The organism is Paraconexibacter sp. (assembly GCF_041602235.1).
Taxonomy (GTDB): domain Bacteria; phylum Actinomycetota; class Thermoleophilia; order Solirubrobacterales; family Solirubrobacteraceae; genus Paraconexibacter.
In genome coordinates this window covers 1-9,299 of the sequence record NZ_JBFIGP010000141.1, presented here as the reverse complement: position 1 = coordinate 9,299, position 9,299 = coordinate 1, and the positions used below count along the sequence as shown (strand labels likewise).

The following is a 9,299-nucleotide window of genomic DNA, read 5'->3' as shown; positions in this document are numbered from 1 at the left end:
GGGCGCGGGAGGGGCGCGCTCGAGCCGCTCCGGAGCGGGACGGGCGACCTCGAGCCGCTCCGGCGCAGGACGGGCGACATCCGGGCGGGCGGCGTCGGCACGGACGCGCGCGGGACGGACGGCCGCGAGCGAGACCGGTCACCCGAGCGCCTCGTACGTGTGTGACCTCGCGGTCTGACGTGGAGGACGGGCGCCCGCCTCCGCGGCGACCACGCGCCGGCGGGCGCGCCGACACCAGCGTCCCGGCACGCGAGCCCGCCCCCTACGCCTGCGCGGTCACGGGCACCGCGCCCACGGCCGCGCCGCCCCGCCGACGCCGTGCCGCCACGCGGTAGACGAACGCCAGCACCTGCGCCACCGCCGCGTAGAAGTCCTCCGGGATCTCCTGGCCGACCTCGACGCTCGCGTGCAGGCCGCGGGCGAGCGGCGGGTTGGGGACCAGGGGCACGCCGGCCGCGCTCGCGAGCTCACGGATCTTCGCCGCGATGAGGTCCTGTCCCTTCGCGACGACGACCGGGGCGGCGCTGCCGTTCTCGTACTTCAGCGCGACCGCGAAGTGCGTCGGGTTGGTGATGACGACGTCGGCCTCGGGAACGGCCTCCATCATCCGCGCGCGCGAGGCCTGCATCTGGCGTCGGCGGATCGCGCTGCGGACCTCGGCGGGCAGGGCCTGCCCCTTCGACTCCTCCTTGACCTCCTGCTTGTCCATCTTCAGCTGCTTCTCGTTGCGCCAGCGCTGGTAGACGTAGTCGATCGCGCCGATGACGAAGTAGGCGGCACCGGCGCGGAGCGCGACGGCCTTGACCTCGCCCGAGAGCGCGGCGGCCAGCTCCTGGGGCGAGATGCCCACCATCGCACCGAGTTGCGTCACCTTCGGCCCGACGGCGGCGAACACGATCGCCCCGACGACCCCCACCTTCGAGACGCTCTTGACGCCCTCGGCCAGCATGTTGATGCCGAAGAGGTTCTTGGCCCCGGTCACCGGGTTCAGCCGCTTGGGATCGGGCTTCAGCGCCTTGGGCATCGGCTTGGGTCCGACCTGGAGCAAGCCCATCGCGAGCGCAGCGATCGCACAGGCGAACGCGATCGGCGCGACGGTCATCGCGAGCGCCTCCCCGGCGTCCAGGAAGATCGTCCCGATCCCCGCGTGGGACACCGACTGGAAGTCCGTGAGGTTCGCGAGCGTGCCGCGCATCAGGTCGCCCATCCGGCCCACCATGGAGCTGCCGGCCGCCCCGAGCGTCATGACGCCGACGAGCATGACCACGGACCCGGAGAGGTCCGTGGACTTGGCGACCTGCCCCTTCTCGCGCGCCTCGGCGCGCTTCTTGGGTGTCGCCTTCTCGGTCTTGTCCGATCCGGACGCCACGGCTCACCCCGCCACCTGGAGGGTCTTCAGCGCCTGCCCGACCGACGTCTGCAGCTCGTCGGCGAACCAGCCCGCCACGAACGGCAGCGAGGTCCCGATGAGCAGCAGCCCGACGAACACCTTGGCCGGGAACCCGACCGCGAAGACGTTGAGCTGCGGGACGACCCGGGACACCACGCCGAACGCGGCGTCGGTCACGATCAGCGCCAGCACGACCGGTCCGGCGACCTGGATCGCCGCCGCGAACACCCCGACGAACGCCGCGTCGGCGCCGCGGACGATCGCGGTGATCTGCGGGTAGGCGTCCATCGGCACCACGTCGTACGTCCGCGCCATTCCCTCGATGACCCACGCGTCGCCGCCGATCGCGATGAACACCGCCACGCCGATGAACGCGTAGAGCTGCGTGAGCACCGCGGACTGGTTGCCGGTGATCGGGTCGATCAGGCCGCCGTAGGCGAACCCGATGAGCGTGTCGAGGAAGGATCCCGCGACCTGGATGGCGGCGAAGAACGCGGCGAGCACGAACGCGAACGACGCCCCGACGAGGATCTCCTTGCCGAGCAGGCCGACGAGGTTCCACGTGTCGAGGTCGATCTGCGCGTCGCGGCCGACGACCGGCCCCAGCCCGATCGCGAGCGCCACCGCGATCGTGCCCCGCACGCGCGCCGGGACGCTCTTGGAGCTGAACAGCGGCGCGATCAGGAACAGCGGCGAGACACGCGCGAGAACGAGGAAGAACGCGACGACCTGCTGCTCACCGAACTGGTCGATGAGCTCAGCCAGCGTCATCCGACCATGTCCGGGATCGACCCCCAGAGGTCCGTCGTGTAGGTGAGCAGCTCGCCGAGCATCCAGGGGCCGCCGACGACGAGCACCACCGCGATCGCGAGGATCTTCGGGATGAACGAGAGCGTCTGCTCCTGGATCTGGGTGACCGCCTGGAAGACGCTGACGAGCAGGCCGACGGCCAGGCCGACGAGGAGGAGCGGCAGCGCGATCTTGAGCGCGAGCTCCATCGCCTGCGTCGACAGGTTGACGACGGTGTCCTGGTTCACGGGTGGGCTCCGAGCACGGGTTGGTCGTTAGACGAAGCTCTGCACGAGCGACTTCGTGACGAGGTTCCAGCCGTCGACGAGGACGAACAGGAGGATCTTGAACGGCAGGCTTATGAAGACAGGCGGCAGCATCACCATCCCCATCGACATCAACGTCGACGAGACCACGAGGTCGATCACCAGGAACGGCAGGAAGATCAGGAACCCGATCTGGAACGCGGTCTTCAGCTCGCTGATCACGAACGCGGGGATCAGCACGTAGGTGGGGACGTCGGCGCGCGTCTTGGGCCGGTCGAGCTTGGCGAGCTTCACGAACAGCGCGAGGTCCGAGGTCCTCGTCTGCTTGAACATGAACTCGCGCAGGGGCTTCTGACCGCGCTCGAACGCCTGCGCCTGCGTGATCTTCTCGGAGGTCAGGGGGTCGATCGCCTGCTCCTTGATCTGCGTGAAGACCGGCGCCATCACGAAGATCGTCAGGAACAGCGCGATGCCCACGAGCACCTGGTTGGGCGGCGCGGTCGGGGTGCCGAGACCGGTCCGGATGAACCCGAGGACGATCAGGATCCGGGTGAAGCCCGTGACGGTGAACAGCAGCGCCGGGACGAGCGTGATGCCCCCGACCAGGATGAGCAGCTGGACGGCGTTCTGCCCGTCGGTCATCGCTGGGTCCTGCGCCGCAGCGCGTCGAGGACGTAGCCGATGCCGTCGTAGCGGGCCGTGCGGCGACGCGGGCCCACGGAGGTGCCGTCCTGCGCGTCGTCGAGATCCTCCTCGTCGAGGAGCCCGAGCTCGACGGCCTCGTCGCGGGAGTAGGTGCGGATGGGCGTGACGCCCTGCTCGGCCACGCCGACGAGCACGAGCTCGCGTCCGGCGTGCACGAGGTGCAGGGACCGGTTCGGGCCGAGCGCGATGGTCGCGGCGGACCGCAGGCCGTGGCCGCCGGTCGCCTCCTCGCGGCTCGCCTTCACCTGGCGCATGACCCAGCTGAGCCCGTAGATCACCCCGATCACGACCGCGAGCCCGACCACGGTGCGCACGAGCGAGCCCGACGTCGACCCGGCGGTGCCGGCCTGGTTGCGGGCCGCCTCGGTCGGCAGGTTCAGGGGTGCGTCCTCGCCGGTCGCCGACGAGCCGGGGGCCGCGAACGCCGCAGGGGCCGCGGCGAGCAGGAGGAGGGCGGCCGTGGTCGCGGCACGCTGCAGGGTTCCGAGCATGAGGGAGGGAGGGAGCGAGTCGTCGGAGGGAGGGAGACGGCTCCGTCCGGTAGTCGGCCGCGCTCCCGGCGCCTTGAGCACCACCCCTGGACGGATGATCGGTGCGGATCGGCGTCGGGTGTCGCGGTGGTCCCCGACCCGGTCGCGGTACCGTCCACGGCGGATGCTCCTGCGACGCATGACGCCGGCGGTGAGCGTGATCGCGGGCCTGGCGGTTCTGGGACCCGCGTGCGGATCCGCCTCCAACGACGCCGACGGCACGGCTGCCGCCGCGACGACGCGGCCCGGCACGATCCCGGGCGCGTCCAAGCTCGACGTGTCGTCGCTGACCGACCGGCAGCTCGCCGGGCAGCGGGTCATCGCGACCTTCCGCGACACCGGGACGCCCGGCCCGCAGCTGCGCCGCCTGATCCGGCGCGGCGAGCTCGCCGGGGTCATCCTGTTCTCCCGCGAGGCCCCCGACATCGCGGCGGCCCGGCGCCTCGCCGATCAGCTGCAGGCCGAGGCCCGGCGCAGCCCCCTGCCCCTGCCGCTGCTCGTGATGATCGACCAGGAGGGTGGGGACGGTCGCACGACCGGCGCGCGGCGCCTCAGGGACGCTCCGCCGCGGCGCTCCGCCGCGCAGATGGGCGCGGCCGGGACAGCGACCGCCCGGGCCTCGGGCCGCGAGGCAGGCCGGGCGCTGCGCCGCGCCGGGGTCAACGTCAACCTGGCTCCGGTCGCGGACGTCGGGCGCGCCGGCGCCGCGCTGCGGCGCGAGGGCCGGACCTTCGGGTCGTCCGTGCGGGCCGTCGGCCGGCTCACCGCCGCGTTCGTCACAGGCCAGCGGTCCTCCGGCGTCGCGTCCACGCTCAAGCACTTCCCCGGCTTCGGGGCGGCACGCGTGAACACCGACGACGCACCCGCCCGCATCGGGCTGTCCACCTCGACGCTGCGACGCGTGGACGAGGCCGCCTTCGTCCCCGGCCTCAAGGCCGGGGCGAAGCTCGTGATGCTCTCCAACGCCGTCTACCCCGCGCTCGACACGCTGCCCGCCACCCTCTCCCGGAGGATCGCGCACACGGAGCTGCGGACCCGACTGCGGTTCGGCGGCGTCTCGGTCAGCGACGACCTCGAGGCGACGGGCCTGAACCGCTACGGGAGCCCGGCGACCCGGGCGCTGCGCAGTGCCCGGGCGGGAGTCGACCTCGTGCTGCTCGGGCGTCGCGCGAGCTCGGCGGTCGCGGCGCACGAGCGCCTGACGGCCGCCGTCACCGACGGACGGGTCCCGCGCGCCCAGGCGGAGGCGGCGGCCCGCCGCGTCCTGGCGCTGCGCTCGTCGCTGCGGGCCGGCGGCTGAGCCGTTCCGCGACCGGCGCCGGACGGTGCCGGCGCGACCCGGTCAGCCCGGCGTTCAGGCCGCCTCGGGCAGGGCCGCCGGGTCCGCTGGACCGGGCAACGCCGGGTCGCCGGTGGACCGGCCCTCGGCCCCGATCACCTCGGTGATGCGCAGCCCGAACTCCTCGTCGATCACCACGACCTCGCCGCGCGCGATCGGCCGCCCGTTGCACAGGAGGTCCACCGGCTTGTCGGCCAGCCGGTCGACGGTGACGACGGATCCGGGGCCGAGGCTCAGCGCCTCCCCCAGGGTCATGCGGGTGCGGCCGACCTCGACGGTCAGCTCCACGAGCACGTCGGTGAGCCGCTCGAGCTCGAGCTGGCCGTCCGGCGTGTAGACCGGCGCGGTGGGCGCGGGCTCGAGCTCGTCGTACTGGATGTCATCGGTCATGCGATCGCCTCCTTACTGAACGGCCACATCGGTGAACAGGACGTCCTCGACCTCGACGTCGGTCTCCTCCTCGATGCGGTGGAGGATGTGCTTCTTGACCTTCTTGCGGTCCTTGGAGGTGGTGAGCTCCTTGGAGCTGACGTCGGTGAGCTCGTCGGTGACGATGTCGCGCACGACGGCCTCCTGCGACAGGACGCCGAACCCCTCCGGCGGCTTGGCGGGAGCTCCGTGCGCCCCGCCCGCGGGAGCGCTCGTGAAGCCGTGATGGAAGACCAGGGCCACCCCGAGCTTCGCGAACTTGCCGTCCTTGAGGTTGACGAGGAACTCCTTGGGCAGCACGTACACCTCGCCGTCGATCTTCGGCGGCGGCCCGGCCTCCGCGGGCTTGGCGAGGACGAACTTGTACGCGGCCCCGAGCACCACCAGGAGCACCGGGACGATGATCTTCACGTTCTTCACTTCGATGCCTCCGTGGCGTCGGGTCGGATGGTGGGTGAGGCCGGCCGCACGCCGGCGTCGAAGCCCTCGCTCTGGGCGGAGCCGCCGGTGCGGCTCGCGGCGCGGGACCGGACGATCTGTCGCGGCAGCAGGATCTCGACGCGGCGGTTCAGCGCCCGGCCGGCCTCGGTGGCGTTGGCCGCGATGCCGTCGAGGTCCGCCCGCCCCTGGGCGGTGAGCCGCGTCCGTGCGACGCCCGCCCCGGCGAGGACGCGGACGACCCCGGTCGCCCGCGCGGCGCTGAGCTCCCAGTTGGTCGGGTACTGCACGGTGGCGATCGGCACGTCGTCGGTGTGGCCCTCGACGACGACCGGGTGCGAGCGCTCGGCGCGGAGCACCATGCCGATGTCCCGCAGCAGGCCACCGCCCGCCGGCAGGACCACGGCGCTGCCGGACGCGAACAGGAGGTCGTCGGTCAGCAGCCGGACCTCGAGGCCTCGGCGGCTGATCCTCGTGCGGATCTTGCCGCCCAGTCCGCGCTCGCGGACGGCCTCGTCGACGGCCTCCTTGTCCTTCTTGAACCGGGCCTCCTCGGCCTTCCCGGCGGCGTCCTTGGTGCCCGCGTCCCCGGAGTCGCTGGGCTTGATCGAGGAGGCCGCGGGCGTCTTGATGATGTTGCTCGCGGTCGCGTCGCTGCCGCCCGCCGGCTGGATGCCCTTGCCGCCGGGCAGCACGCGACCGCTGAACGCGTTGGACAGGGACCGCTGCAGGTCCTCGAACTTGCTGACGTTCACCGAGCTGATGGAGAACAGCACCATGAAGAGCGCCACGAGCAGCGTCATCATGTCCGCGTAGGAGACCAACCAGGACTCGTCGATGTGCTCCTCGTGGTCATCGTGCTGCGCCTTGCGACGCCCGCTAGCCATGGCTCATGCCGCCTGGGCCGCCGCTCCGCCGTCCACTGCGGTCAGGTTGGGCTTGCCGCCGCCCTCGCGGATCGCCTCGCGCTCGGCGGGAGCGACGTAGCCGAGCAGCTTCTCCTGCACGATGCGCGGGTTGTCGCCCGCCTGGATCGCGACGATCCCCTCGAGCAGCAGCTGCCGCGCTTCGACCTCCTCCAGCGTCAGCGCGGCGAGCCGGGCGCCCACGGGCAGGAAGATGAGGTTGGCGGTCGCGATGCCGTAGAGCGTGGCGATGAAGGCGGTGGCGATCGACGGACCGAGGGTCTCGGGAGCGGACAGGTTCCCGAGCACGTGCACGAGCCCGACGACCGTCCCCATCACGCCGATGGTCGGGGAGAACTGGCCGGCCTTCGTGAACGACGAGGCGTTGGCCTTGTGCCGCGCCTGCATCGCGTGGGTGTCCGTCTCGAGGATGTCGATCAGCAGCTCCGGGTCGGTGCCGTCGACGACGAGCTGCATCCCCTTGCGGGTGAACGGGTCCTCGATGCTCTCGATCTGCTCCTCGAGCGCGAGCAGGCCGTCCTTGCGGGCCTGCTCGGCGAAGCCGGTGAGCTGGGTGACGGAGGAGGCGAGGTCGAGGTCCGGTGGGGAGAAGGCCCGCTTGTAGAGCGCCGGGATGAGCTTGAACCGCTCCATGCCCACGGACGCCAGGGTGCATCCCGCGACCGTCGGGATGATGATCACGAACGCGGCTGGGTTGATCAGCTGGGTCGGGGAGGTGCCCTTCATGATCCCGCCCACGATCAGGCTGAGGATCGCGATCACGACACCGATGGCTGTTGCGGCCTTCATCGCCTCGATCGTCGGCCGACCGCCGCGGATCTTCAGGAGTGTCCAGACGGCGCTGGACGTGAGAGGCTCGGAGCACCATGCGCAAGATCCAGAGCCAGGGCGTGCACCACATCACCCTCGTCGGGGCGGGTCGCGACACCTCGATCGACTTCTGGGAGGGGGTGCTGGGGATGCCGTTCGTGTTCGAGCAGCCCAACCTGGACAACCCCGGCGAGAGCCACCTGTACTTCGACCCGGGCGACGGCAGGCTGATCACGATCTTCACCGACGAGACGCGCGAGGCCGACCCGTCCCGCACCCCGACCGACCCGGGATGCGTGCACCATCTCGCGCTGTCGATCTCCCAGGCGACCTTCGCACAGACCGTCGAGCGGCTCGACGAACGGGGCATCTCGCACAGCGGCGTGAAGGACCGCGGGTTCATGGACTCGATCTACTTCAAGGACCCGCTCGGGCTTCTCATCGAGCTGGCCTCCTACCGGTTCGAGCCGCCGGCCGGCCACGGGCACGCGGACGTGCTGCTGGAGGCGCACCGCATCCGGGTGGAGCGGGGTGACCACCACATCGACCGCATCCACGTCGCGGACGCCATCGAGCACCTGACGACGCGGTCGCGCGCCTCGCTGTCCGAGGATCGCTCGCCCAAGGCGGCCTACGACTGAGGGGAGGGCACCCGCGCCCCGCGTGCCCCCGCGGGCGCCCAGGCGCGCGCGGCCGGGCCGCTCAGGCGGCGAGCGCCTTCTCGACCGCCGCGCGCACGCGGTCCGGCTGGAACGGCTTGACGACGAAGTCCTTGGCGCCGAGCTTGATCGACTCCAGCACCTTGGACTCCTGCCCGAGCGCCGAGCACATGATCACCTTCGCCGACGGGTCCAGCGCGATGATCTCCTGCAGGGCCGCGATGCCGTCCTTCTCGGGCATCGTGATGTCCAGGGTCATCACCTCGGGGCGCAGCTCCTGGAACCGCTGCACGGCCTCGGCGCCGTTGCCGGCCTCGCCGACGATCTCATGGCCTCCGCCGCTCAGTGCGTCGGTGACCATCTTGCGCATGAACGCGGCGTCATCAACGACGAGCACTCGTGCCATGGGTACTACACCTCCAGTGTCTGGGTCGGGGGTCGGGAAGAAGCGGGTGTGCCCGCGCCGGGGGTGGCGACGAGCTCCTCGATGCGCACGGCGAGCCCGCCGTCGCCGGTGACGAGCAGGCGTCCCGTGGCGACGCGCATGCCGTCGGCGTAGAGGTCGATCGGGTGCTCGACCTCTCGGTCGAGCTCGACGACCGAGCCGCTGGGCATGCCCACGAGCTGCCCCGAGGGCATCCGGGCACGCCCGAGCTCCGCCCACACGCGCACGGCGACGGAGCGCAGCGACTCGCTCAGCGGGATCTCCGTGTCGTACTCGGCGGTGATCTCGTCGAACGCGCGGGTCATGCGCACGATGAACGCGTTGGGCACCAGCTGGACGAGCGTGCACGGCGCGCCGCTGACGGTGAAGGTGACCGTGGTCGCCTGGCCCGCGTGCTCCCAGTGCTCGGTGGCCTCCTCGACCGTCCGGACGAGGCGCACGTCGGGCGGCGCGATCTCGACCTCCTCGTCGAGCACGCGGCTGGTCGCCATGGCGGCGGCCGACATCATCTGGTTCATCGCCTCGCCGACCGCGCTGAACTCCAGTTCGGAGAGCTCGTCGCCGCCCGCGGAG

General features: G+C 71.7%; 13 protein-coding genes. 2 read left to right on the top strand and 11 right to left on the bottom strand.

Features of this window, described 5'->3' with window-relative positions; genetic code table 11:
• Positions 1–262: 262 nt before the first annotated feature.
• Genes flhB through ABYE80_RS12225 form a run of 5 tightly spaced genes read right to left on the bottom strand, consistent with a single transcriptional unit; the run spans position 263 to position 3,641 of the window.
• Positions 263–1,369 carry a flagellar biosynthesis protein FlhB gene (gene flhB, locus ABYE80_RS12245; protein WP_372790566.1) on the bottom strand — a complete coding sequence of 369 codons (1,107 nt, stop codon included), beginning with the start codon at positions 1,367–1,369 and terminating at the stop codon, positions 263–265.
• A gap of 3 nt (positions 1,370–1,372) precedes the next feature.
• Entirely contained in the window at positions 1,373–2,161 is a 789-nt protein-coding gene (gene fliR, locus ABYE80_RS12240; RefSeq protein WP_372790565.1) for a flagellar biosynthetic protein FliR, read from the bottom strand.
• Positions 2,158–2,427 carry a flagellar biosynthesis protein FliQ gene (fliQ, locus tag ABYE80_RS12235; RefSeq protein WP_372790564.1) on the bottom strand — a complete coding sequence of 90 codons (270 nt, stop codon included), beginning with the start codon at positions 2,425–2,427 and terminating at the stop codon, positions 2,158–2,160. The genes fliR and fliQ overlap by 4 nt, the downstream gene beginning before the upstream one ends.
• Before the next feature lie 27 nt (positions 2,428–2,454).
• Entirely contained in the window at positions 2,455–3,087 is a 633-nt protein-coding gene (gene fliP, locus ABYE80_RS12230; protein ID WP_372790563.1) for a flagellar type III secretion system pore protein FliP, read from the bottom strand.
• On the bottom strand, positions 3,084–3,641 hold the full coding sequence (locus tag ABYE80_RS12225) for a FliO/MopB family protein (RefSeq protein ID WP_372790562.1): 558 nt from the start codon (positions 3,639–3,641) through the stop codon (positions 3,084–3,086). Before ABYE80_RS12225 ends, fliP begins: the two co-directional genes overlap by 4 nt.
• A 163-nt stretch (positions 3,642–3,804) precedes the next feature.
• Here ABYE80_RS12225 and ABYE80_RS12220 point away from each other — a divergent pair, with 163 nt between their 5' ends.
• Positions 3,805–4,980, top strand: coding sequence for a glycoside hydrolase family 3 N-terminal domain-containing protein (locus tag ABYE80_RS12220; RefSeq protein ID WP_372790561.1), 1,176 nt, complete (start codon positions 3,805–3,807; stop codon positions 4,978–4,980).
• A 54-nt stretch (positions 4,981–5,034) separates the two neighbouring features.
• Here ABYE80_RS12220 and fliN read toward each other — a convergent pair whose 3' ends face one another.
• Genes fliN through ABYE80_RS12200 form a run of 4 tightly spaced genes read right to left on the bottom strand, consistent with a single transcriptional unit; the run spans position 5,035 to position 7,601 of the window.
• Positions 5,035–5,409, bottom strand: coding sequence for a flagellar motor switch protein FliN (fliN, locus tag ABYE80_RS12215; protein WP_372790560.1), 375 nt, complete (start codon positions 5,407–5,409; stop codon positions 5,035–5,037).
• Positions 5,410–5,421: 12 nt separating this feature from the next.
• A complete protein-coding gene (locus ABYE80_RS12210) occupies positions 5,422–5,868 on the bottom strand; it encodes a flagellar basal body-associated FliL family protein (RefSeq protein ID WP_372790559.1) in 447 nt (148 codons plus the stop codon).
• Complete coding sequence (locus ABYE80_RS12205; RefSeq protein WP_372790558.1) at positions 5,865–6,773, bottom strand: flagellar motor protein MotB; 909 nt, start codon at positions 6,771–6,773, stop codon at positions 5,865–5,867. The genes ABYE80_RS12210 and ABYE80_RS12205 overlap by 4 nt, the downstream gene beginning before the upstream one ends.
• 3 nt (positions 6,774–6,776) lie before the next feature.
• Positions 6,777–7,601 (bottom strand): flagellar motor protein, encoded by an 825-nt coding sequence (locus ABYE80_RS12200; protein ID WP_372790557.1) that lies wholly within the window; start codon positions 7,599–7,601, stop codon positions 6,777–6,779.
• A 77-nt stretch (positions 7,602–7,678) separates the two neighbouring features.
• On the opposite strand from ABYE80_RS12200, the gene ABYE80_RS12195 reads away from it, so the two are divergent.
• A complete protein-coding gene (locus tag ABYE80_RS12195; protein ID WP_372790556.1) occupies positions 7,679–8,263 on the top strand; it encodes a VOC family protein in 585 nt (194 codons plus the stop codon).
• Positions 8,264–8,324: 61 nt separating this feature from the next.
• Here ABYE80_RS12195 and ABYE80_RS12190 read toward each other — a convergent pair whose 3' ends face one another.
• Positions 8,325–8,687: a response regulator gene (locus tag ABYE80_RS12190; RefSeq protein ID WP_372790555.1), complete on the bottom strand. Its 363-nt coding sequence runs from the start codon at positions 8,685–8,687 to the stop codon at positions 8,325–8,327.
• A 5-nt stretch (positions 8,688–8,692) separates the two neighbouring features.
• Positions 8,693–9,299: FliM/FliN family flagellar motor switch protein (locus ABYE80_RS12185; RefSeq protein WP_372790554.1), on the bottom strand; the 607-nt coding region annotated here is incomplete at its 5' end.

Bases quoted from the DNA above. Each gene is read 5' to 3' on its own strand.
- fliR (WP_372790565.1), bottom strand. From the start codon at position 2,161: ATGACGCTGGCTGAGCTCATCGACCAGTTCGGTGAGCAGCAGGTCGTC.
- fliP (WP_372790563.1), bottom strand. From the start codon at position 3,087: ATGACCGACGGGCAGAACGCCGTCCAGCTGCTCATCCTGGTCGGGGGC.
- ABYE80_RS12225 (WP_372790562.1), bottom strand. From the start codon at position 3,641: ATGCTCGGAACCCTGCAGCGTGCCGCGACCACGGCCGCCCTCCTCCTG.
- ABYE80_RS12220 (WP_372790561.1), top strand. From the start codon at position 3,805: ATGCTCCTGCGACGCATGACGCCGGCGGTGAGCGTGATCGCGGGCCTG.
- fliN (WP_372790560.1), bottom strand. From the start codon at position 5,409: ATGACCGATGACATCCAGTACGACGAGCTCGAGCCCGCGCCCACCGCG.
- ABYE80_RS12205 (WP_372790558.1), bottom strand. From the start codon at position 6,773: ATGGCTAGCGGGCGTCGCAAGGCGCAGCACGATGACCACGAGGAGCAC.
- ABYE80_RS12200 (WP_372790557.1), bottom strand. From the start codon at position 7,601: ATGAAGGCCGCAACAGCCATCGGTGTCGTGATCGCGATCCTCAGCCTG.
- ABYE80_RS12195 (WP_372790556.1), top strand. From the start codon at position 7,679: ATGCGCAAGATCCAGAGCCAGGGCGTGCACCACATCACCCTCGTCGGG.
- ABYE80_RS12190 (WP_372790555.1), bottom strand. From the start codon at position 8,687: ATGGCACGAGTGCTCGTCGTTGATGACGCCGCGTTCATGCGCAAGATG.